Origin of the sequence: Novosphingobium hassiacum (assembly GCF_014196055.1) — a bacterium.
Classification (GTDB): Bacteria; Pseudomonadota; Alphaproteobacteria; order Sphingomonadales; family Sphingomonadaceae; genus Novosphingobium; species Novosphingobium hassiacum.
Genome location: NZ_JACICY010000004.1, coordinates 257,255 through 279,859 on the forward strand (window position 1 = coordinate 257,255; position 22,605 = coordinate 279,859).

Genomic DNA, 22,605 nt, shown 5'->3' on the forward strand with positions numbered 1-22,605 from the left:
ATATTCATCGGATATGACAGATGTGGAGTGGGCGCTGACAGCGCCATTCGTTCCTCCGGCCAGGCGTGGAGGCCGACCTCGAACGGCAGACATGCGCGAAGTTCCGAACGCGATACTCTACATTGCCGCGAGCGGGTGCGCGTGGCGACTTTTGCCCAAGTGCTTTCCGCCGGTGTCGACGGTGCAGCGCTACTTTTACGCCTGGCGCGATGCCGGTCTGTTTGAAGCCATCAACACCGTGCTGGTCAAGAACCTGCGGGAAATCGAAGGACGCGAAGCCTCACCTAGTGCTGGAGTGATCGATAGCCAGTCGGTGAAGACTACTGAAAGTGGCGGAATATCTGGCTTTGACGCTGGCAAGAAGGTCAAAGGCCGTAAACGGCCCATCCTGACAGACACCTGCGGTTTCCTGATCTTCATCCTCGTCCACGCTGCCGACATCCAAGACCGCGACGGGGCTGTTGATGTGCTGGCTGCAGCGCGCCCGCGGTTCCCATGGCTACGCCACGTGTTCGCCGACGGCGGCTATGCAGGCGACAAACTGCGATCCGCTCTCGTCGGCATGGGCAAGTGGACAATCGACATCATCAAGCGATCGGACAGGGCCAAAGGCTTCGAGGTGCTACCCCGCGATGGGTTGTCGAGCGAACCTTCGCATGGCTCGGCCGCTGCCGACGGCTTGCCAAGGACTGGGAAAAGTCCATCGCATCTTCAACCGCCTGGGCACTGATCGCTTCAATCCGCATGGTCACGTGCAGAACCGCAAGATATTGCTGGAATTGAGAAACTTCCGAATCAGGATCTCAGAGAAGCTGGTTTCCGAACGCTGGGCGGCGCCAGTCGAACCGGTGGTGGCTAAGGCCAAGCCGGCACTACGCAAAAAGCTCAAGCTGCATTCAGGCTTATAACTCCAAACGTCCTGACGAAATCGAGCACCAGCTATAGCGCGACTGGACGGACCTGGCTGTCGATTGCAATAAGCTCACCCGACACATCGATATTGATCCAGCCTAGTGTGCCTTTTGGCACCCCCGGCAGATCCGAGACCAGTCCTGCCGGCGCAATTCTGCCAAAGCCGAGCGCAACTGCTGCCACCCACGGGCGCAGCGCGGTTAGCACCACACTGGTGTTCTGTCGGCTCTGCATCGGCCAACCGACAGCAAAGCGAGAGTACTGGTCGGTTGCCACACGCAGTCAGGCGGAGTCTTCGAGTGTGCGGATGCCGGTAATTTACATCACTCAGGTCGTGTCTTCCGTGACCATGTCGACCTAGCGCTCCCAAAAGGCGCGGGGAAGCAGGTCCTTCAGCACGATCCGTGCAACGTCGGCTCGCGCCGCGTGTTCAACATGATAACGATACGAGATAATCTAACTTGTAAAACAGATTGAAAACTATTTGACAAATGAGTCAACTAAAATTCTTGACGCGAAAAGCGGATGAGTGCACTTTAAGCGGACATCCGGGGGTGCTGAACCTCGGCAAAAAAATGCTAACATTCAAGGGAGAGTTCTATGAGCATGCGACTTGCGTGCCTGATGTCGACTGCCGCAGCGGTTGCCGTGGCGGTTACTAATCCGGCACGTGCACAAGACTTGGTTTTGCCCTCCAGTGGCGCTGCGCAAAACCAGAATGAGTCCTCGGCGGCGCAGATTGAGGATATTGTCGTGACGGCCCGGCGGACGGAAGAGCCTCTCCAGAAGGTGCCTGCCGCCGTTACCGCGATCGCCACCGAGCAAATTCGCAAGCTGAACATCGTCGATCCGCGAGACCTTACCGGGCGCGTACCCTCTCTGACGGTAGGAAACCCCACATCGACCCGTTCTGCCGCCAGTTTTACGATCCGAGGCCTTTCAGGTGCCGTCGGCGGTGGGGATCCGGCTGTAACTGTTTACGTCGCAGAAGTGCCGACGATCACCGCTGTCGGCGGCTCGTTTTACGATTTGCAAAACGTACAGGTGCTCAAGGGCCCCCAAGGCACCTTATTCGGACGTAACTCAACGGGCGGCGCCGTCCTGCTCGAGCCCAAAAGGCCTGTTTACGAATTTGGCGGATACGCCGAAGCGACAGTGGGTGATTTCGGTCTGCGGCGTTTCCAAGGAGCGCTCAATGCGCCATTGGTCGATGATAAACTGCTCGTACGCGCGGCTTTCGATATCTTTGACCGTGACGGCTACACCCGTGAAGTCACCAATGGCGTCAATCTCGACGACCGCCGTTACAAGGCTGCGCGGTTGGGTATCGCTGCCCGGCCTTCCGCGGACTTCGAGAACTATCTGCTGGTCGACTACAGCAAGAGCGACACGAATGGAGCAGGCATGATTCTGACCTCGGTCAATTCTGCCGCTCCCTTAAGTTTTCTGGCTCCGTTTCTGGCGCTCCAGCAGGCTCGTGGCATTCGGAAGACGGCCCATTCTGTGACCGATTTCTACGACGTGACTGAGACCCACGGCGTAACCAACATTTCGACCTATCGGTTCTCCGAAAAGTATCTCGTGAAGTTGGTTCTGGGCTATCGTGCCTACAGGCATCGCAACACGAACGACATTGATTCCTCGCCACTCCCCCTTCTCGCGTATGTGCCGGAGACCGGCTGGACAGGCGGTACCAGCGGTCCGCCCTCGCAAAAACAGTTCTCTGGCGAGCTTCAGCTCCAGGGGAAGTCCTTCGACGACAAACTTGACTGGATAACCGGTCTCTACGCGGATGATGTCAAACCCTGGACGAATACCTTCGACGCGATCCTTCAGTTCAATCCCAGCTTGAGGCCGAGCATCACGGTTTCGCAGCGCACGTTCAAGAGCAAAGCAGCCTTTGCATCCGCCACATATGATCTTGGGAATTTGCTAACCGGCGTCAGCATCACGGGCGGCGTCCGCTACACAGATGACAAACGCACGCTGAAGAACCTAAGCTATCTGTCGCCCACGGTTGTTCCCACACCCGACAGCGGCGTCTGTCCGACTCCGCCTCCGGCAGGTGGTCGGACGTGCATTCCATTTGCAAGCAGCTTTAGTGCGACGACCTGGAACGCAGGCATTAACTGGCAGGCGAATGACGATACCCTGCTGTATGTGGCGTCCCGCCGTGGCTACAAGGGCGGTGGCTTCAATGTAAACGCGCGGGCTGGATCGCCAGAAACGGAATTTCAGCCTGAGTTCGTGACCGACATTGAACTGGGCGCGAAAACCCAGATAGAAGTCGGTGCGAATAAATTGCGTCTTAATGCTGCACTCTATCGAACGAAGTACGATGACATTCAATTCACCAACGTCTTCCGCGACCCTGTCGACAATCAAATCCGAACCCTGGTTCTAAACGGCCCTCAGGCTACGCTAAAGGGAGCTGAGATTGAGGCCACCTTTGCAACCCGTTTCGGGCTGACCCTTGGCGGATTTTACAGCCATTTCGACGGGGTGTACGACAAGCTCACCCGCGTTGTGAACAGCGTGCCGACGGACTTCTCTGGCACAAAGTTCGGGGGAGCGAGAGACAGGTTTGGTGTAACGGCGACATATGACCGAGAGATCGCGGGGCTTGGTGATCTAGAGCTATTCGGCGACTACAACTGGACGGGCGCTCAACGAAACCCCAACCCGTTCGCGACGGTTGTAGACCCGACCGCCGATCAGAAAGCCTATGGAATTCTGAACCTCCGTGCGTCTCTCGACAATGTCATGGGCTCTCCGATCCAGCTGTTCGCCTTCGTCACCAACGTGACGGACAAAGTATTCTACAGCTACTACGCCCCGACCTACGAGTCGATTGGCGTCGGGGCCGCACTGTTCAGCGAACCACGCATGTTCGGCTTAGGCATGCGCGTCCGCTTCGGCGCGGACGCACAATAGATCGCGTTAGATTTCCACAGAGCCCAGCACACCGCGAGAGCAAACGCCACGCGGCGTGCTGAAGGCTCGACATGGAATCCCAATGGTGCGCCGCCAGCTATTGTGCCTGCTCGCACTCAAAAATTCGTGGAGGAGTGAATCATGACAGAGGGTTCTAAGCGATATCGGGCCAAAGGTTCGCGAATCCATGCGACCATCGTCTGCAACGTTTTGTCGCTGGTAATCGCGGGCTGCAGTGGCACGATGCAAGCGCCATCGTATCGCTCCGCACAAACAGCCGTTCCCACGCCGACAGCAGCAAGCTTCACGCAGCGGTGTGCTGAACTTCAGGGGGCCACGATTGCCGCGACGACCATAACGCTTCCCACGACTGGCGCCGCGGTGCAAAGCGCAACTCTGGTCGGTGCGACTGCCTCTACTCCGGAGTATTGCAAAGTCGTCGGAATCATAAGCCCGGTCGATCCGCAAGCGCCGCCAATCAAGTTCCAGACCAATCTCCCGTCTTCTTGGAACAACAAGGCAATGCAGTTTGCTGGCGGTGGCTTCAACGGGATCGTTAGGACGGGGCTCGACAACGTCGTCCACGCACCTTCCCAGTCTCCAACTCCGCTCGATCGAGGCTACGCCACGTTCGGCAGCGATAGCGGCCACACCGGAACCTGTACTCCACAATCAGCACCGCTCGGACCATTTTGCCCACTCGTCGATGCCACGTTTGGCATGAATGAGGAGGCTTTCGTGAACTTCACCAGCGCTTCGTTGCGCAAGACACTGGACGTCGCGCAGTCTCTGATGATCAGGTTCTATGGGTCAGCTCCGACCAAACAGTACATCAACGGCGGTTCCGGAGGCGGCGGGGAGTCTTTGGCGGCAGTGTCCCTTTGGCCTGAAAAGTATAGTGGAGCGATCGTATACTATCCCGGGATCAACACGGCTGCCGGAGTGCTGAACAACGCAACAATGTTCAAGAAACTCTATGGCGCCAACGCCGTGCCGGGGTCGTACATAAATCCGGCGAAGCAGGCGATGATCCGGACGAAAGCGCTGGCGATCTGCGACCCAATGGATGGAGCGGCCGACCAGCTCATCTCCAATCCAGACGCGTGCGAGGCAAAGTTCCCGGTAGACTCGCTGCGTTGTCCTGATGGCGCAGACACTGGCGACACCTGCCTCAGCGACGCCCAAATGAAAGCGTTGGGGACCGTTCGAGCGCGCAATCCCTTCCCATTTGAACTAAATAACGAAAAGAGTATGGCGGGCTACATGGTTTTCGGCGGTCCGGCGACTATACCCTATTTTGGTGCGACCCCCGACTACCGCCAGAACTTCAACGCGAACGGTTCCCAGGATCCTATTCGCTACTTCGTCACCCGCAAACCGGACGAAAACATCATCACGCATGATCCCACATTCTGGGTGGCGCAGTGGAAGCGGTTTGCGTCTCTAAAAGACAGCATGACTACTGCGGCCAATGCAAACGTCGCCCGCCGCAAGGGCGTGAAGATCCTGATGGTTACCGGGGTGGCGGACAGTATCATCGGACCCCAGGTGCCGATCGACTACTACACCAAGATCGTGAAGCTGTTGGGGCTAACTGCCACACGAGACTTCTTCCGGTTCTATATAATCCCAGGCTTTGCCCATGGTGCGCCAGGCCCTGTCGGGGGGTTCCAGGCAACGTTTGACTCGCTCCCGGTTCTTGAGGCGTGGGCAGAGGGCGGGACTGCCCCTGCGCTTGGCAGCCTGATAACGACCGATGCCAGACCCAGCGCTGCGGGCCGCACTCGTCCGTTGTGCGATTTTCCGTCGCGGCCGGTGTACCGAGGAACGGGTGACCTTAATCTTGCAGCAAGCTTCAAGTGCGTGGCACCTTGACGCATCTGTTTGAATGTACTGATCAGTCAGCTTGATCGAGATTTGATCGCCGTCGGTGGAAGACAGAGACCAGCACGCCTTCCCAAGCGCTCACGATCAATGTCCTGCAATTCTCCCGTTGCCGACGGCGAGAAGATCAACATCGCATTCATGTGGCCACAGTCAGTCGAACCTGCGCTGTTCGGGAAAATATTGCGTAGCGGATAGGTCGGCTGCCGAAAATCAAGGAGTTGCACACGCCATGGCTGATCGAATAAGGCGGCGTCGCGCGCTTTTTGCCGCAAGCGGCGCACTTGTGTTCGGCGGTATCAAGCTAGCGCGCGAGCTTGCTAGCAGTAGGAGCGTCGCGAACCTGCTTGATGGTTCCGGCGACCAAAGTGCAAGGGCACAGGATCTGCTTTCTCGACCGGTTGTGCAAAAACCACTGACGGCTGGCGCAAGGTTACTGGGGAAGCTGATTGAGGCGACCACCGAAGTCAGACCTCCTGACGCAGAGGCCCAGAAGAAACCCAGGCCACGAGCCACGGCAATGACGCGGATGATAGGTGGCGTCCCCGTTCGTGGCGTGCATATTGAAGACCGTGCCATTCCAGGCAGAGAATGCGCCATCCCTGTACGAATCTACACCCCTGAACTGTCGGCAGCGGTGCCTCGGCCGCTTGTGGTGGTATTTCATGGTGGAGGCTGGTCGGCCGGGGACCTTAACGGAACTGACTGGATCGCCAGTACTGTTGCACGGGATCTTGATGCTATCGTCGTCTCGGTAGACTATCGCTTGTCGCCACTGCATCCGTTCCCGGCGGGAGTGAACGACTGCTTCGATGCACTGAAGTGGGCGGCAGCGAAAATGACCGAACTGGGCGCCGAGGCGGGGCGGATAGGTATAATGGGGCAGAGCGCTGGCGGGAACCTGGCAGCCGTAGCCAGCCTCCTGGCCCGCGAAGAGGGAGGCCCGGAGATTCACCACCAGGCGCTGATCTATCCTTCTGTCGACTTGGTCGCTGAAACCAGATCCTATGTTACAAACTCGAACGCTCCAATGCTGGACCTTGCAGCAATTCGCGCCTTCATCAAATCGTACCTGGGTGGAAACAGCGGCGAGGACTGGCGCTTTTCTCCACTTCGTGCGCCGGATTTGCGCGGCCTGCCGCCCGCACTGATCCAGATTGCAGGGCATGACCCACTATACGATGACGGCATTCTTTACTCTAAAGCATTAAGCCAAGCCGACGTGCCCGTGCGTCTCACGGCTTACGCCGCGATGCCGCACGGCTTCGTTAATCTGCCGTACTTCTGCCGCGATGCCCGGGCCGCAATCCAGGAAGTTGTTGCAGAGCAGCGTCGATTTTTGTCTGTTAGCCGTCCTCGACAGGGGAGCGCGGGCAACGAGGGCAGGCCAAAACCTTAGTTCTGGCAAGCACGGCCAAGGCCGTTTGCTGTTCGCACCTATTACGGGCGCCAGCGCTGCGTGTTGGCGAAAGTAGGCGTTTATCTGACGTTGGTTCAACGTCACGCGACGCGGGTCCCCATCGTAACAGCTGGATATTAAGTAGCCGGAAAGGCCCCAACGCATGGCGGCCTTTCCGGAGCGTAGACCTTTCACGCGATCAGACGCGCACTTTCAGCACTTCGGCCAGCGTCTCACCCAGCAGCGAAGGCGAGGACGAGACCTTGATGCCGGCGGCTTCCATCGCTGCGATCTTGCTGTCCGCATCGCCCTTGCCGCCCGAAACGATCGCACCGGCGTGGCCCATACGGCGGCCCGGAGGTGCCGTGCGGCCTGCGATGAAGCCGGCCATCGGCTTCTTGCGGCCACGCTTGGCTTCGTCGATCAGGAACTGCGCGGCCATTTCTTCAGCGTCGCCACCGATTTCGCCGATCATGATGATCGACTTGGTCGCCTCGTCGGCCAGGAACAGTTCCAGCACGTCGATGAAGTTGGTGCCGTTGACCGGGTCACCGCCGATGCCCACAGCAGTGGTCTGGCCAAGGCCGATGTTCGATGTCTGGAACACCGCTTCATAGGTCAGCGTGCCCGAGCGCGAGACGACGCCCACGGTGCCTTCCTTGAAGATCGAACCCGGCATGATGCCGATCTTGCACTGGTTCGGCGTCAGCACGCCGGGGCAGTTCGGCCCGATCAGGCGGCTTTTGGAACCGACCAGCGCGCGCTTGACCTTCACCATGTCCATCACCGGGATACCCTCGGTGATGCACACGATCAGTTCCATCTCGGCATCGATGGCTTCGAGGATCGAATCAGCAGCGAACGGAGGCGGCACATAGATGCACGATGCGGTTGCGCCCGTGACGTGCTTCGCTTCGGCCACGGTGTTGAAGTTGGGCAGGCCAATGTGCGTCGTGCCGCCCTTGCCGGGGGTCACGCCGCCAACCATCTGGGTGCCGTATGCCAGCGCCTGTTCGGTGTGGAACGTGCCGGTAGCGCCGGTCATGCCTTGCGTGATGACCTTGGTATTCTTGTCGATTAGGATGGACATTTACGCGACCTTTCGAACTTCAGCGACAATCTTCTGGGCGGCATCGCCCAGATCGTTGGCGGCGACGATCGGCAGGCCCGAATTGGCGAGAATGTCCTTGCCCTGCTGCACGTTGGTGCCTTCGAGGCGGACAACCAGCGGAACCGAGAGGTTCACCTCCTTGGCCGCAGCAACGATGCCCTCGGCAATGATGTCGCACTTCATGATCCCGCCGAAGATGTTGACGAGAATGCCCTTCACCGCCGGGTCCTTGAGGATGATCTTGAAGGCAGCCGTCACCTTCTCCTTGTTGGCGCCGCCGCCTACGTCGAGGAAGTTGGCGGGGAATTCGCCGTTCAGTTTGATGATGTCCATCGTGGCCATGGCAAGGCCAGCGCCATTGACCATGCAGCCGATGTTGCCGTCGAGCTTGATGTAGGCAAGGTCATACTTGCTGGCTTCGATTTCTGCCGGGTCTTCCTCAGTCTCGTCGCGCAGCGCGAAGACGTCGGTGTGACGGTAGAGCGAGTTCGAGTCGAAGCTCATCTTGGTGTCGAGGACGAGCAGGTTGCCGTCTTTCGTTTCCACCAGCGGGTTGATTTCGAGCATGTCGCAATCGAGCGCCACGAACGCATTGTAGAGCTGGCCAGCGATCTTGCCGGCCTGCTTGTTGAGGTCACCGGTCAGGTTCAGCGCAAAGCCGACAGCGCGGCCGTGGTGCGGCATGAAGCCTTCGACCGGATCGATCACGATCGTGGCGATCTTTTCCGGCGTCGAGTGGGCGACTTCCTCGATGTCCATGCCGCCTTCAGTCGACACGATCAGCGCGATCCGGCTGGTGCCGCGATCGACGACCATCGACAGGTAATATTCCTTGGCGATATCAACGCCATCGGTCACGTAGAGGCGGTTGACCTGCTTGCCTGCTTCACCCGTCTGGATGGTGACGAGGGTGTTGCCGAGCATTTCCTTGGCGAATTCCTCGACTTCCTCGATGGTCTTGGCCAAGCGCACGCCGCCCTTGGCATCGGGGCCGAGTTCCTTGAACTTGCCCTTGCCGCGGCCGCCCGCGTGGATCTGCGCCTTCACGACATACAGAGGTCCGGGGAGCTGCTTGGCGGCTGCAACGGCTTCTTCGACCGTCAGCGCGGCGATGCCGGCCGGGATGCCGACGCCGAATTTGGCCAGCAGTTCTTTGCCCTGATATTCGTGAACGTTCATGCGTGATCCTTCAACTACAACAGTCCGGCAGCGAGTTGCCGCAGTACCAAAAAATTCATTCAAGTCGGCTATGAATGACGGAGTACGATTTTGCCTTCAGCTTCGATCGGATTCTGCGCGCTTCTTTGCAGCAAGATAGATCGAAGCAGCAGCGGAGGTGGAGAGGCACATGTTCATCGCCTCGTGGTCGAGCGCAGTTTCAAACTGGCCGTCCTCAGCCATGTTCAAGTTTGCCTTCATGTAGCGCCAACCCATGCGCGGTCCGTCGGCAAGCCGCTTTGCGTGCGCCATCGTTTCTCGCCGCAAGTCTGCGTCAGCGAAGACCTTGCTATAAATTCCTTTGGCCAGAGCATCGGATGCACCCAGCTTTTCGCCCAGAAAGAACAGCTCGCGTGCCGCCCCGCTGCCAAGGATCTTCGACCAGAACCACGTAGCGCCAAAGTCGCCCGAGGCTCCAATTCGGTCGAACGCCGAAAGGAACGTCGCAGACTCACCGGCAAAGCGCAGATCACATGCGCCGGCCAAGCCAATGCCGGCACCTGCGACAGGACCATTGACCATCGCGATCGTAGGCTTGGGCATTTCGTGCAGGAGGCGGGAGGTTTCCATGAATCCCCGCAGGCGCGTGAAGCTTTGCTCCACCCTTCCTCCCCGCTCTGGTGTCGCGCTTGCTGCCTCTCCACCACCCTTGATGTCGCCTCCCGCGCAAAAGCCCCGCCCGGCACCGGTCAGAACCACGCAGCCCACCTCTGGATCACGTGCTGCATCGGCTACGGCGTCCGCCATAGCCGCCATCATTGAAGACACGAGCGCATTCAGGCGGTCGGGTCGGTTCAAGATGATGGTCATCACCCCCTCAACGCGTTCCACCAGAATCTCGGGTGCAGGCCCGCAATCGTTCCCGTCGCTCATTGATCGGCCTCGTGCTGTCGTTGCTGTGGATGTGTGGCCGACAGGCGGTTGAAGCCCGCTTCGATAGCCGCAAAGCGACGTGCCACTTCGGCCCTGCGCTCTTCATGAGTGAAAATGTAGCGTTCTCCCTCGGTCACGGCTTCAAGGACGATGCGCCCCACCGCGCCGGGTTCCATGTAAAGGTCGGTGGGAATGGATACCATGGGCATCCGCGTTTCCTGCTCGCCCAACAATGCTGCCGAAGTCTCGCGAAGCCGCGTGCGGACAAGCCCCGGCATGACGATCGAGGCTCCGATGCCGCTCCCCTCGAGTTCGGAGGAAAGGGAGTCCGTCAGGCCCAGCAGAGCTGCCTTGGCCGCACTGTAATCTCCCAGCCCGGAAACCGAGTTGATTGCGGCCATTGAAGCTACGGTAACGATGTGGCCGCCATTGGCACGCATTCTGGGAACAGCAGCCCGGATGCCGTGAAGCACCCCAAGGACGGTGATATCGAACAGCCGGCTGAAGCGATCGGGACGAATGTCCCACACCGGCACCCCTGCACCGACCACCCCAGCGCTGTTGCACAACAGGCCAAGCGGTCCGAACTGCTGCTCTGCACTGTCCAGCGCCCTGCCCCATTCACCGGGCTCGGTAACGTCGAGCGTCATGCCGACCGCTTTGTGACCCTCGGCGCGAATGGCGGCTGCCGCAGCGCTTGCGCGGCCGGGATCGATGTCCGCCACAACGACGCAAGCGCCTGTTGCGGCAAAGGCATGAGCAATCCCCTCGCCGATCCCGCTTCCGCCGCCCGCGACGAATACCAGGCGCCCCGCAAAAGAGGCCCGCTGGTTGGAGTGATCAGAGCTGGTCGAAGGGGACATTCTTGTCCGCCCGGATGTCACCGGGCATGCCCAGCACGCGTTCCGAAATCTGGTTGCGCAAAACCTCGTCGGCACCACCGGCGATCCGCAGCGCTGTCGACCAGATATAGTCGTACCAAATGCGCGCAGTGTCAGCCTCTTCGGGACGGTGTGCAATACCCGCCATTTCGCGAAGTTCCATCGCCAGCCCTGCCGTCTTCTGGTAGCGACTGGCAAAAGCCAGCTTGACGACAGCGGCCATCGCGCCGGGATTCTCGCCACGAGAAACCATGGTGCGCATGCGCGATTGGAAATGCCGCTCGGCCTGCTCCTCGGCGTATGCCATGGCAAGCGACAGGCGCACGGCCTCGCTGTCAAGCGCAGTGCCGCGGCCGCGCGGAGTGCGTGCAGCGTAGTGGATCAGACCGCCGATGCCCTCGCCATTGTCGCTGCCGCCCTGGTTCAACCGTTCCCCGGTGAGCACGGTCATCGCGCAGGCCCAGCCTTCCCCGACTGCACCGATACGGCAGCTATCGGGAATACGGACGTCGGTGAAGAAGGTCTCGTTAAAGTCGGACGCGCCCGAAATTTGACGGATCGGCCGTACATCGATCCCCGGCGTCTTCATGTCGACGACGAAAAAGCTGAGCCCCTTGTGCTTCGGCAGGCTGGGATCGGTCCGGGCGATGAGGATACCCCAGTCGGACAAATGCGCCCAGCTCGACCACACCTTTTGCCCGTTTACCACCCAGTCGTCGCCGTCCTTCACCGCACGTGTGCGCACCGCAGCAAGGTCGGAGCCAGCCGCGGGTTCGGAGAACAACTGGCACCATGTCAGGTCACCCAGCAGCGTCGCAGCGGCGAACCGTTCGATCTGTTCCGGGGTGCCGTGCTTGGCGATGACAGGGAGGGCCATCGAGAGGCCGATAATGATATAAGGGCCCTTTGGCAGGTTGAAGCGGGCCTCTTCCTCACCGAAGACCACCGCCTCCATGATCGTCCCCCCGCGCCCACCAAGCGCCTGGGGCAGCAGAATGCCAGCATAGCCCGCCTCTGCAAGCCGGCGCTGCCAAGCTGTGCCACGCGCGACCTCGTCGGCGTCATCAAGAGTGACCCCGCGTGGCAGTTCGTGCGCAGGCGCGTTTGCATTCAGCCAATTGCGCGCCTCGGTGCGGAAAGCGGCTTCTTCGGGTGAATCTGTGAAGTCCATCAGGCTACCTCCGCCACGTTTGCATTCTGCGTCAGGAAGGAATCGATCAGGCGGTTCGCCCAGACCTCCCTGTTGCCGATCGCCGTCGCGAGGGTCCGTTCCCGGCGATAATAGAAGTGGCAGTTCGCTTCGAACGTATAGCCGATGCCGCCATGGACCTGAATGTTTTCACGCGCCGCTTGCTCGAACGCGCCGGTTGCGCTCAGCCGCGCCGCTGCTGCTGCAGCGGGCAGTTCTTCCTCGCCGTACGTCGCAGCCCAGGCTGCATAGAACGCGCTCGACCGGGCCAGCTCGATCGCAACGAAAATGTCGGCAAGCTTGTGCTTGATGGCCTGATAACCAGCCAGCGGGCGGCCGAAGATCTGCCGGTCCATCGCATAGTCGCGGGCCATCTTGAGGCAGGCGTCAGCACCGCCAACGGCCTCGAACGCGGCCTGAACTGCAGCGAGATCGAACAGCTTGGCCAGTACTTCGTCTGCGGGAGCAGCAGCCAACGGCTCGAACGGCACACCGTCGAACCGCAACTCGTAATGCGCGCGCAATTGGTCGAAACTCGCAAGCTTGGTCCGGGTCACGCCAGGGTGATCCAGCGAGACTAGGCCCAGCGTAGGTTGGCCGGATCCGTCATGTGCCAGGACTATGGCAAGGCTGGCAATCCCGGCGTCGGCCACGGGCCCTTTCTGCCCGTCGAGCACGCCGTCGCGAACTTGGGCAGTCAGGACATCGGCTGTCCAGCCGCCCGGACCCTCTGCATAGGCAAAGGTCGCAATCGTATCACCCGAGGCGAGCGCAGGAAGCCAGCGGGCCTTCTGTTCTTCGCTACCGGCCAGCATTATCGCCTCGGCGGCAAGAACGATCGAGGAGAAGAATGGCAGGGCAGCGTTGGCCCGGCCCAGCTCCTCGCTGATCACCGCAAGATCAAGCCGGGTCATCCCAACGCCACCGAACTGTTCGGGAATCGCCGCGCCGAGGAAGCCCATTTCGGCGAGTTCACGCCACAGCGGCTCGTCCCATTCGGCACCTGCATCGATGAGCTGCCGCAGGCGATCGGGTGGGGATCGTTCGGCGAGCAGGCCATTCGCCTGCTCGGCCAGCATTTTCTGTTCATCCGACAGGTCGAAGTTCATTGCGAACGGCCCCTTAGCGATCTGGTTCGATTCTCAAAGCACATATCTTACCAAGCTATATAAGTTCAAGCGATCATGCGCAGTGTTTGCTAGCACCGGTTGCCTCGTTCCGCTAGCATGATCAACACGGTCTTTTAGAACATACCATGCTAAACAAGTAAGATGGTCTGGCCGAGGGTGCCGGCATGCGCTAACACCGGTGCAAAGTCGTCGGAACGATATGGGAAGGATACTTGAGTTGACCGCAATCCTGGCCGGCGTCCGGATCGTCGATCTTTCGACCAATCATGCAGCGGGCTTGGCGGCAATGCTGCTGGCCGAGGTTGGTGCCGAAGTGGTCAGGATCGAGCCGCCGAGCGGCGATCCCGAGCGCGGAACGCCCAACTTTGCTGTGATCCACCGCAGCAAGGGATCCCTTGTTCTGGATTTGAAAAGTCCGGATGGCTCGGGGGAACTGACTCGCCTGCTCGCAGCCGCCGACGTCCTGATTCACGATCGCATGCCCGGCGACCTTGACGGATTCTTCGACAACGCAAACCTGGCAGCGCAATTTCCTGATCTGATATCGAGCCACATCGGCAGCTGGCCGACGGGCCATCCCCTGGCCGGAACGCCGGTGGACGAAGCCCTGGCAATGGCGCAAGCGGGCTTCTGCGACGAGCAGCGCTCGGCTCAACGCGAAGGGCCGGTTTACCTGCGTTTCCTGCTGGGTGAAGGCGGTGCAGCTTACCTCAGTGCCGCCGGCATAGTCGCCCGCCTCATCGCGAGGGACAAGACGGGGCGTGGCGGCGCGGCCGATACCAGCCTAGTTCAAGGTGCGCTGACATCAGTCATCATGTTCTGGCACCGCGCGGAGCGTGAAACGCAGTCGCTTCGCGACGGGCGCAACAAGAACATACCCTATTTCACATTCCAGTGCAGCGACGGGGAATGGCTTCATGTCATGAGCTCCCCTGACCATGCGCCCAAGATGAAAGAGGGGCTCGATGCACTTGACCCCCACGTGCGGGCCGAAGCCGTTGCGCAAAAGAGCTTTCCGGTCCTGCCGAGTTGGGGCGCAAACGAGATCGTTTTTCGTACCCGTCCGCGGCAAGAATGGCTCGACGAACTGTGGGCTCACGATGTCAGCGTGCAGCCGTGCCTGTCGATGGGCGAGGCATACTTCGACGAGCAGGCGCGCGCGAATGGATATGTCGTCGCAATCGATGACCCGGTGCTTGGACGCACGCTCCAGCCTGGTTCGCCACTGCAGGTCAATCCACCCGCGCAGGTGCGCAACCCCGCCCCCGTAATTGACGATGCCCGGGCGGTGGTGGCTCGATGGGCCCCGCGCCCGCTTCGTGCGGCGGCGGGTACCACCTTGCGCATGCCGCTCGAGGGCGTGAAAGTACTCGATCTCGGCAACTTCCTTGCAGGGCCGTTCGCGCCGATGATCATGGCGATGATGGGTGCCGAGGTCATCAAGCTGGAAGCTGCGAGCGGTGACCAGATGCGCTGGGTGGAGTGGTCGTTCACCGCATGCCAGCGGGGCAAGCGAGCGATCGCGGTAGATCTCAAGAATCCGGCAGGCCGCAAAGTGCTCGAGCGGCTCGTAAAGTGGGCCGATATTGTGCATCACAACCTGCGGATGCCCGCTGCGCGCAAGCTGGGCCTGGATTATGAAACACTCCGGGCGATCAATCCGCGGATCGTCTACGCTCATGTAAGCTCGTACGGGCCAACCGGGCCACGCAAGGACTGGCCCGGCTACGACCAGCTGTTTCAGGCGGCCTGTGGCTGGGAATACGAGAGCGCCGGGCCAGGCAACCCCCCCATATGGAACCGGTTCGGCATGATGGATCACCAGTGCGCCATGGCTTCGCTGGTGGCGACCCTGCTGGCGCTGCACCACCGTGATCGTACCGGTGAAGGTTCGGCGGTCGCCGCCTCGCTCCTTGGTGCCGGCTTGTTGACGTTGCGCGAAACCGTCGTTCTGCCCGATGGCAGCATCGCGCCCTATCCGCAGCTTGATGGCGACCAGATGGGTCTTTCGCCCCAGCGGCGTCTGTTCTGCTGCGCTGATGGATGGATCATGACCGTAACCGAATCGGCCGGTGCTTACGACCGCTTACTGGAAATCGCCGGGGTCGATGACATCGCGGGACTGGAACGGCACTTCATCCAGACGTCCGTAGCCGTGGCTCTGGCTGAAGTGGCTGCAGCAGGCGGCGCGGCGGTTGAGGCAATGCGTGACCAGCGCTTGCCGTTCCTCGATAATCCAGCCAATCGCGCCGCCCGACTGGTAGCGACCTACCCCCATCGCATTTACGGCCAATTCGACCAGGTGGGCGCGTTCCTGGATTTCCACGACATGGATGTGAAGCTCGACCGGGCTCCACCGGTAACGGGCGAACATAGCCGCGAACTGCTCGCCGAGTTTGGTTTCACACCCACAGAAATAGCCGAGATGCTCGATTGCGGGCTTGTCGTGGCACCCAGCGAGCAGGAGAACCTGGCGTGAGCCTATTTGAGAACTTTGGCCGTCCCGTCGCGATAACCGGAGCGGGCATGTCAACGATCGGCCGCAAGACCGGCATCGCACCGACGCTTCTCCTTGCCGAAGCGGCGATCGAGGCAATTGTCGACGCGGGACTGACGCGGGACGATATCGACGGCATCTGCACCTTTCCGGGGAAAATGGATTCATCGCCCGGGATGTCGCCTTTGGGCGTGGGCGAAGCGCGCAACACGCTCGGTCTCAAGACTACCTGGCACAGTAATACAGCCGAAGGGCCAGCACAGATGAGTGCGCTGATGGTTGCAGCCATGGCAGTCGCGACGGGTCATGCCCGACATGTCCTCTGCTTCCGGCTACTCACCGAATCGTCGTCGCAGAGCGCCGGAAAGCGGGCCAGCGTCCCATCGGGCACGTCGGACCGGGTAGGCGGCTGGTTCGAATGGTATCTGCCCATGAACGCACCGTCGGCAGCCAACTGGACCGGCTGGATGGCCACTCGCTACATGCACGAATTCGGCCTTACGCGCGAACACCTCGGGATGATCGCTGTGAGCCAGCGCGCTAACGCGTTGCACAATCCCCGAGCCGTGATGAAAACCGCGCTGACCATGGAAGACTACATTGCTGCGCGGATGATCTCCACCCCGCTGGGCCTGTTCGACTGCGACATTCCGATCGATGGTGCCTGCTGCTTCATAGTCTCTGCCTTGGATGCAGCACGCGATTGCCGAAAGCCGCCGCTGCGGATCGAGGCTTTCGGCGCGGGGATGGAAAGCAAGGAAACTTGGGACCAGCGAGCAGACCTGACCACGATGGCCGCCCACGACGCAGGTCGGGACCTTTGGCGGCGGACGGACCTGAAACCCGAGGACGTCCAGGTCCTGGCCCTTTACGACGGCTTCAGCATGTTCGTCCCGATATGGCTCGAGGCCTTGGGATTTTGCGGCCATGGCGAGGCAAAGCATTTGATTGCGGATGGCCAACTCCTGATCGACGGGCGCTTTCCTACCAATACCGGTGGCGGGCAGCTCTCTGCCGGAAGACTGCATGGTTTCGGACTGCTCCACGAGGCCTGCACCCAGCTGTGGGGTGAAGGTGGCGGGCGGCAGGTGAGCGGTGATCCTCGCACGGCCGTCTGCGGCATGGGCGGCGGCCCGCTCGGCGGCGCCATGCTGCTCGTACGCGATTGATGAATGCTACTCGTCTCGCCGATATCGGCGCGGCCTACCCGACGGACCCTATGCTCATGAGCCGAACAGCCTCCATCCTACTGATGTGCGCCCTTTTTGTCGTCGAGGTTACCGCAGCCTTCGAAACCGCGATGATCTATGCTGCAAGCGGACAGCTGATCAAGGCGTTCGGAGACCCGATTGCGGTGGGTTGGCTGATCACGGTCTATCTGCTCGTCGGCGCGGCTGCTGCGGCCATCATCGCCCGGCTTGGTGATATCTATGGACGCCGGCGTGTGTCCTTGGTTCTGATGGCAGTAATCGCGTGCGGGTCGCTGCTGAGCGCACTTTCTTCCTCGTTTCTTCTGATTCTTATCGGCCGTGGGCTGCAAGGCATTTCGAGTGCGATACTCCCCCTATGCTTCGGTATGGCGCGTGAAAACATGCAACCAACCAAGGTGCCGCTGGCGGTTGGCGTGATCATGTCAGGCGCCTCGGCCGGGTCGGCAGCGGGACTTGTGATCGGGGGATCGATAGTCGACAACTTTGGCTGGCAGGCGATCTTCTATGCCAGCGCGGGGATGGCCACGCTGTCGTTCGCTCTACTGCTGCTCTTCGTGCCCCGATCCACCGCACAAAAGGGACCCCGCGCGAAGCTGGACGTCGGCAGCGCACTGCTTTTCGTGCCCGGATTGCTCGCCATACTCATCGCCATCAGCGAAGGAAAGGATTGGGGCTGGACCAGTCCCACCGTGCTCGGGCTGCTTGCCGGCGGGTTGGCGCTGATTGTGATCTGGATTCGTCGTAGCCTGAAGCATGCTGACCCCCTGATCGATGTCAGACTGTTCGCAAACCGCAATGTCGCGATCGCCAACGCCTCCTACGGCTTGATCGCACTCGGCGGGCTGCAGATGACCCTCGTCTTTTCGATCATGATGCAGGCGCCGGTATGGACAGGCATCGGGTTGGGCTTGAGTGCTGCTGTGGCTGGCCTTGTCAAACTTCCGGCCAACGTCCTTGCTTTTTTCGCCGGTCCGCTGAGTGGCTATTCCACGACGCGCTTGGGTGGACGTGCAGTCATGGCCGGGGGCGGCATGCTGTCTGCTCTGGGATGGGTGTTCGTCCTGATATTCCACGACAACGTCTGGCAGATCGGGCTAAGCTTCTGCATCATCACCCTGGGTACGGCGATCCTATATGCTGCCGGTCCCAACGTCGTGATCAGCGCAGTACCGCCAGATCGGACCAGCGAGGCTACAGGAATGCTTGCCGTTGTCCGCTCGATCGCCATGGGTGTCGGTTCCCAGCTCATCGCGGTCCTGCTCGCAACAAGCACGATTTCGCAACAGGGTACGCGCGGCACCTATCCAGATGCCCATGCGTTCATGCTGACTGTTGTCGTCATTATGTGCCTGACCCTGAGCGCTGCGCTCATCTCATTGCTGCTGCCGCGCAGGGCGGGTTTGCCGAACCTGACTTAGCAGATCGAAGACAGCCGGCACCGGCACATAATGTTCGAGCGCAACAGATAACCACCAAGGACAGCTTATGGCTTTTTCACTCGACCAGTTCCGCCTTGATGGTCAAACCGCGATCGTTACAGGCGTGGGCGCGCGCGGGAACAGCATCGGACGCGCGTTTGCGCATGGGTTGGCGGCAGCGGGCGCCAACGTCGTGGTGGCATCGCGCAGCGACGCGACGGTTGCCGTGGTGGAGGAGATTGTCGCCACCGGTGGGCGCGCCCTTCCGGCAAAGGTTGATATTACAGATCCCGACAGCGTGCGGGCGATGGTCGCCAAGGCGGTGAGCGAGTTCGGCGGGCTGGACATCATCGTCAACAATGCCGCCTTGATGGCCGAACTGGATTTCAAGCCAGCGATTGCTACGTCCATCGAGGACTGGAACAGGATTATGGCGGTCAATGTCACTGGCGCTCTGAACTGCGCGCAGGCTGCTGCGCCACAGATGCGGCAGCGTGGCGGAGGCCGGATCGTTAACATTCTTTCGTCGGGCGCGTTCCCTGCAGCAAGTGTCTACGGTGTGAGCAAGCTTGCTCTGCTGGGATTGACCACAACGCTTGCCAAAGAGCTTGGGCGCGACGGAATTGCTGTCAACGCAATCGCCCCCGGCATGACCGCCAGCGAAGCTGGGCTCGCGCTTACTCCGCCTGACTCGCCCTATGTGAAGATTGCCGAGGCGAAGGCTGCCTTGCGCGCCTTCGGAGAACCGGACGAACTTGTCGGGGCCCTGCTACTGCTATGTTCTGCGGCGGGACGATGGATGACCGGGCAGGTTCTTAACGTCGATGGGGGAATTGTGCTTCGCCCCTGATTTTACGGCGATTTCGCAATAAAACAAACCGCCCGGCAGGTGCCTACCCGCCGGGTGCCGGTTATATGACGTTGATCAAGCGCCTGCCGTCAGCATCTTGATGATTTCACCCGAGGTAACCGGCTTGCGGTCGCCTGCGGCCACGGTCATGCTGTCGGTCTTGCGCCCGCCAAGGTTGGTACGCGGACTCACATCGACGTCCTTGCCCAGTTCGCGCAAGGCAGCAACGGTGCAATTCTCACGACCAAGAATCGCAAAGGGATCGAAGCTGTATTCTCGCATGACATTGAGATGCGTGATCTTGTCGATCACCGTCTTGTCGATGTTCTTGACCGACTCCCACAGATATTCCGGGCAGTTTGGCCACAGCGTATCAGAGTGCGGATAGTCGCACTCCCAGGTCACCATATCGACGTTCATATGGTGCAGGTTTTCGATGCCCACGTGGTCGTCGATGAAACAGGTGATGATCTTGCGCTTGAACAGGTCCGAGGGCTTTTCACCATCGAAGTTGGTAAATGTCCACTCGTGATGGTGCTCGTGGGTGAAGTCGGCCCGTTCGAGGAAGTAGGGGATCCAGCCGATGCCACCTTCTGAAAGAGCCATGCGCAAATCCGGAAACTTCTTCCAGATAGGCGCATGCAGCCAGTCGGCCGCCGAATTCACGATCGAGATCGGCATGGTTGTGATCCACGCATCGATCGGCGAGTCATCCGAGGCGTGGGCAGCTACGGTGCCGGTGCCGATGTGGCAGTTGATGACCATGCGATAGTCATTAAGCGCCTTCCACATCGGGTCCCAGTAATCATTGTGAATGCTGGGGAAGCCACACTTCGACGGATTATCCGGGAACGAAACGGCATGGACGCCAGCGTCGGACATACGTTTCAGTTCCTCAAGCGTCGCCTTCATATCCCAGATCGGCAGAATGATCATCGGAATAAAGCGACCGGGACCTGCAGCGCACCATTCGAACACATGCCAGTCGTTATAGGCGCGCGTAGCGCGGGTAGCGGCCTCGTTGTTGAACTGAAAGAACGTATTTCCCGCGAACGATGGCATGGTCGGGAAGTTGATCGCCCCCAACTGGCCGTTGGCGTTCATGTCGGCAAGACGCGCCATCGGATCGTAGGTCCCCGGGCGCATCTGTTCGAATTCGTCAGGTTCCATCCCATATTCACTGCGGGGCCGGCCGACCACTGCGTTTGTGCCGATCGTCGGGATGATCTTGTCCTGGAAGGTCCAGACGTCCTTCCCGTCTCGCTTGACAATCCGGGGTGCCTCGGCGCGGTGCGCCTCGGGATAATGGCGGATGAAGGCTTCGGGCGGCTCGACGTTGTGGTCGTCCACGCTGATCAGGATCATGTCGTTCAAGTTCATGGTGCACATCCTCCGGAATCGCCGACGCTTGCAGACAGCGAATTTGCGATCCGATTCTACGACCCTATCAGCAGGGTGGCAAGATGGGATAACATTATATATAGATTTGCCATGTCGATGCCGATTCTGCTGGTTCTCCCGCGCAGTTTGGCGTTATTCCATCAGGAATTCAGAGAAGGAGCGTTAAACGGGTGCAAGACCTTGCAAGCGAGCTCAAGGCAGTGCTGGCCGTCGATCCGACCGCCAATGCGCTGGAGCATGACGAGATATGGTACAGCTGGGGCGATCTGGCGCGCGGGATCGAAACAATCGACGCGCTGCTGACGCAGGCTGGTGTGGGCAAGGACGGCCGGGTCGGCGTGCTCATCCGCAACCGTCCGGGCCACCTCGCCGCGATCCTGGCGGTTCTGGCAACCGAAAGGTGCCTGGTCACTCTGAATCCGCTTCTGCCAAAGGACAAGCTGCTCCGAGACATTGCTGGCCTTGATCTTCCTGTGCTTCTCGGAGAGCCGGCGGATCTGGATGTGCCAGAGATCGCTGGAGCCATCGCTGCCGCAGGTTCGGCCGTCATTGCAGTTCCCGCTAATCTTGGCGCAATTCAGTTTGCAGCCGGGCGCGAAAAGCCCACTGGCGGTTCGATCCGCGCTACCGAACCGGGCGTGGCGGTGGAAATGCTGACCAGCGGCACGACAGGAACCCCGAAACGGATTCCTTTGACCCGGCGGTCGTTCGACAAGAGCTTTTCCGGAGCGCTGTTCTACGAGCGGGATCGTGTGCCCGGTGAGGCCGCCAAGCTGCGTCCCGACACGGTTTTACTGAATGCCCCATTGACCCACATCGGTGGCGTTTACACCGCGCTCACCGCGCTGATCGCCGGGCGAAAAGGCTGCCTGCAGGAAAAGTTTCGGGTGACGGACTGGCACAAGGCCATCGTGCGCCACCGGCCGCGTGTTACTGCAGTGGTTCCCACAGGACTGCGCATGATCCTTGAGGCAGATATTCCGCCCGAGGATCTTTCGAGCCTGAAGGCGATCCGCACTGGCACGGCACCGCTGGACCCGGAGATCGCCGACGAGTTTCTTCGCCGCTACGATCTACCAATCCTACAGACTTATGGCGCTACAGAATTTGCAGGCTCGATCGCGGGATGGACTCTGCGCGATTTCCGCACGCTCTGGGCTCAGAAGCGCGGCAGTGCAGGCAGGCTCCATGCCGATGTGGATGCGCGCGCGATCAACCCTGAGACCGGCGAAATCTTGCCTTTGGGCCAGGAGGGTGTGCTGGAACTTCGCGCGCCCCAGATGGGAAATGACGAGTGGCATCGCACCACCGATAGGGTGACAATCGACGAAGACGGTTTCCTCTTCGTACATGGCAGATCCGACAACGCGATCAATCGCGGCGGGTTCAAGATCCATCCCGACGACGTAGTTGCAGCTCTTGAAAAGCACGCTGCCGTGCGCGAAGCGGTGGTTGTCGGTATTCCGGACAAGCGCCTCGGCGAGGTGCCTGTGGCCGCGATCATGTTGCGCGCCGGAGCACAGCAACCCAGCGCCGAAGAGATGACCGCTCATGCCAAGGCGAACCTGCTGCCCTACCAGGTACCAGTGGCGTTCCGCTTCGTCGATGACGTACCTCGCACGCCATCGCTCAAGCCGTCGCTGCCGGAACTGCGCAAGATGTTCAGTGAAGTCGTGACCGCCTGAACGCCATGTAGC

General features: G+C 60.3%; 17 protein-coding genes and 1 pseudogene. 10 read left to right on the forward strand and 8 right to left on the reverse strand.

The window, feature by feature from the left end:
• Positions 1–13: 13 nt before the first annotated feature.
• Positions 14–562, forward strand: a pseudogene (locus GGQ88_RS21795) (IS5 family transposase); the annotation flags it as partial.
• Complete coding sequence (locus GGQ88_RS21800) at positions 496–783, forward strand: transposase (protein WP_425490439.1); 288 nt, start codon at positions 496–498, stop codon at positions 781–783. The pseudogene GGQ88_RS21795 and the gene GGQ88_RS21800, both read left to right, overlap by 67 nt.
• Before the next feature lie 156 nt (positions 784–939).
• Here the strand turns inward: GGQ88_RS21800 and GGQ88_RS10680 are convergent, their stop codons facing one another.
• The gene (locus GGQ88_RS10680) at positions 940–1,146 is read right to left on the reverse strand and encodes a hypothetical protein (RefSeq protein ID WP_183613144.1); all 207 of its coding nucleotides are present in this window, start codon (positions 1,144–1,146) and stop codon (positions 940–942) included.
• A 366-nt stretch (positions 1,147–1,512) separates the two neighbouring features.
• Between GGQ88_RS10680 and GGQ88_RS10685 the strand changes: the two genes are divergently transcribed.
• From GGQ88_RS10685 to GGQ88_RS10695, 3 genes are all read left to right on the forward strand, one after another.
• On the forward strand, positions 1,513–3,846 hold the full coding sequence (locus GGQ88_RS10685; RefSeq protein ID WP_183613145.1) for a TonB-dependent receptor: 2,334 nt from the start codon (positions 1,513–1,515) through the stop codon (positions 3,844–3,846).
• A 381-nt stretch (positions 3,847–4,227) separates the two neighbouring features.
• Complete coding sequence (locus GGQ88_RS10690; RefSeq protein WP_183613146.1) at positions 4,228–5,721, forward strand: tannase/feruloyl esterase family alpha/beta hydrolase; 1,494 nt, start codon at positions 4,228–4,230, stop codon at positions 5,719–5,721.
• A 241-nt stretch (positions 5,722–5,962) separates the two neighbouring features.
• Complete coding sequence (locus tag GGQ88_RS10695; RefSeq protein ID WP_183613147.1) at positions 5,963–7,129, forward strand: alpha/beta hydrolase; 1,167 nt, start codon at positions 5,963–5,965, stop codon at positions 7,127–7,129.
• 199 nt (positions 7,130–7,328) lie between these two features.
• On the opposite strand, the gene sucD is transcribed toward GGQ88_RS10695, so the two are convergent.
• From sucD to GGQ88_RS10725, 6 genes are all read right to left on the reverse strand, one after another.
• Positions 7,329–8,219, reverse strand: a complete 891-nt coding sequence (gene sucD, locus GGQ88_RS10700; RefSeq protein WP_183613148.1) for a succinate--CoA ligase subunit alpha — start codon at positions 8,217–8,219, stop codon at positions 7,329–7,331.
• Positions 8,220–9,419: an ADP-forming succinate--CoA ligase subunit beta gene (sucC, locus tag GGQ88_RS10705; protein WP_183613149.1), complete on the reverse strand. Its 1,200-nt coding sequence runs from the start codon at positions 9,417–9,419 to the stop codon at positions 8,220–8,222.
• A gap of 96 nt (positions 9,420–9,515) precedes the next feature.
• Positions 9,516–10,331 (reverse strand): enoyl-CoA hydratase-related protein, encoded by an 816-nt coding sequence (locus tag GGQ88_RS10710; RefSeq protein ID WP_183613150.1) that lies wholly within the window; start codon positions 10,329–10,331, stop codon positions 9,516–9,518.
• The gene (locus tag GGQ88_RS10715) at positions 10,328–11,194 is read right to left on the reverse strand and encodes an SDR family oxidoreductase (RefSeq protein ID WP_183613151.1); all 867 of its coding nucleotides are present in this window, start codon (positions 11,192–11,194) and stop codon (positions 10,328–10,330) included. The genes GGQ88_RS10710 and GGQ88_RS10715 overlap by 4 nt, the downstream gene beginning before the upstream one ends.
• On the reverse strand, positions 11,172–12,383 hold the full coding sequence (locus GGQ88_RS10720; RefSeq protein WP_183613152.1) for an acyl-CoA dehydrogenase family protein: 1,212 nt from the start codon (positions 12,381–12,383) through the stop codon (positions 11,172–11,174). The genes GGQ88_RS10715 and GGQ88_RS10720 overlap by 23 nt, the downstream gene beginning before the upstream one ends.
• Complete coding sequence (locus GGQ88_RS10725) at positions 12,383–13,510, reverse strand: acyl-CoA dehydrogenase family protein (protein WP_183613153.1); 1,128 nt, start codon at positions 13,508–13,510, stop codon at positions 12,383–12,385. The genes GGQ88_RS10720 and GGQ88_RS10725 overlap by 1 nt, the downstream gene beginning before the upstream one ends.
• A 238-nt stretch (positions 13,511–13,748) precedes the next feature.
• Here GGQ88_RS10725 and GGQ88_RS10730 point away from each other — a divergent pair, with 238 nt between their 5' ends.
• From GGQ88_RS10730 to GGQ88_RS10745, 4 genes are all read left to right on the forward strand, one after another.
• Positions 13,749–16,010, forward strand: a complete 2,262-nt coding sequence (locus GGQ88_RS10730; protein WP_183613154.1) for a CoA transferase — start codon at positions 13,749–13,751, stop codon at positions 16,008–16,010.
• A complete protein-coding gene (locus GGQ88_RS21285; protein WP_343057173.1) occupies positions 16,007–17,197 on the forward strand; it encodes a thiolase family protein in 1,191 nt (396 codons plus the stop codon). Before GGQ88_RS10730 ends, GGQ88_RS21285 begins: the two co-directional genes overlap by 4 nt.
• A 56-nt stretch (positions 17,198–17,253) precedes the next feature.
• A complete protein-coding gene (locus GGQ88_RS10740) occupies positions 17,254–18,657 on the forward strand; it encodes an MFS transporter (RefSeq protein WP_221214612.1) in 1,404 nt (467 codons plus the stop codon).
• Between the two features lie 67 nt (positions 18,658–18,724).
• On the forward strand, positions 18,725–19,507 hold the full coding sequence (locus tag GGQ88_RS10745; protein ID WP_183613156.1) for an SDR family oxidoreductase: 783 nt from the start codon (positions 18,725–18,727) through the stop codon (positions 19,505–19,507).
• Positions 19,508–19,582: 75 nt separating this feature from the next.
• Here the strand turns inward: GGQ88_RS10745 and GGQ88_RS10750 are convergent, their stop codons facing one another.
• Positions 19,583–20,887, reverse strand: a complete 1,305-nt coding sequence (locus GGQ88_RS10750; protein WP_183613157.1) for an amidohydrolase family protein — start codon at positions 20,885–20,887, stop codon at positions 19,583–19,585.
• Between the two features lie 191 nt (positions 20,888–21,078).
• Here GGQ88_RS10750 and GGQ88_RS10755 point away from each other — a divergent pair, with 191 nt between their 5' ends.
• A complete protein-coding gene (locus GGQ88_RS10755) occupies positions 21,079–22,593 on the forward strand; it encodes an AMP-binding protein (protein WP_183613158.1) in 1,515 nt (504 codons plus the stop codon).
• Positions 22,594–22,605: the final 12 nt, after the last annotated feature.

What these genes read in the sequence shown, in the direction of transcription:
- GGQ88_RS10695 (WP_183613147.1), top strand. Translation starts at nt 5,963, where the DNA reads ATGGCTGATCGAATAAGGCGGCGTCGCGCGCTTTTTGCCGCAAGCGGC.
- GGQ88_RS10715 (WP_183613151.1), bottom strand. Translation starts at nt 11,194, where the DNA reads ATGTCCCCTTCGACCAGCTCTGATCACTCCAACCAGCGGGCCTCTTTT.
- GGQ88_RS21800 (WP_425490439.1), top strand. Translation starts at nt 496, where the DNA reads ATGGCTACGCCACGTGTTCGCCGACGGCGGCTATGCAGGCGACAAACT.
- sucD (WP_183613148.1), bottom strand. Translation starts at nt 8,219, where the DNA reads ATGTCCATCCTAATCGACAAGAATACCAAGGTCATCACGCAAGGCATG.
- GGQ88_RS10710 (WP_183613150.1), bottom strand. Translation starts at nt 10,331, where the DNA reads ATGAGCGACGGGAACGATTGCGGGCCTGCACCCGAGATTCTGGTGGAA.
- GGQ88_RS10725 (WP_183613153.1), bottom strand. Translation starts at nt 13,510, where the DNA reads ATGAACTTCGACCTGTCGGATGAACAGAAAATGCTGGCCGAGCAGGCG.
- GGQ88_RS10685 (WP_183613145.1), top strand. Translation starts at nt 1,513, where the DNA reads ATGAGCATGCGACTTGCGTGCCTGATGTCGACTGCCGCAGCGGTTGCC.
- sucC (WP_183613149.1), bottom strand. Translation starts at nt 9,419, where the DNA reads ATGAACGTTCACGAATATCAGGGCAAAGAACTGCTGGCCAAATTCGGC.
- GGQ88_RS10740 (WP_221214612.1), top strand. Translation starts at nt 17,254, where the DNA reads ATGAGCCGAACAGCCTCCATCCTACTGATGTGCGCCCTTTTTGTCGTC.
- GGQ88_RS10680 (WP_183613144.1), bottom strand. Translation starts at nt 1,146, where the DNA reads ATGCAGAGCCGACAGAACACCAGTGTGGTGCTAACCGCGCTGCGCCCG.
- GGQ88_RS10720 (WP_183613152.1), bottom strand. Translation starts at nt 12,383, where the DNA reads ATGGACTTCACAGATTCACCCGAAGAAGCCGCTTTCCGCACCGAGGCG.
- GGQ88_RS10745 (WP_183613156.1), top strand. Translation starts at nt 18,725, where the DNA reads ATGGCTTTTTCACTCGACCAGTTCCGCCTTGATGGTCAAACCGCGATC.
- GGQ88_RS10750 (WP_183613157.1), bottom strand. Translation starts at nt 20,887, where the DNA reads ATGAACTTGAACGACATGATCCTGATCAGCGTGGACGACCACAACGTC.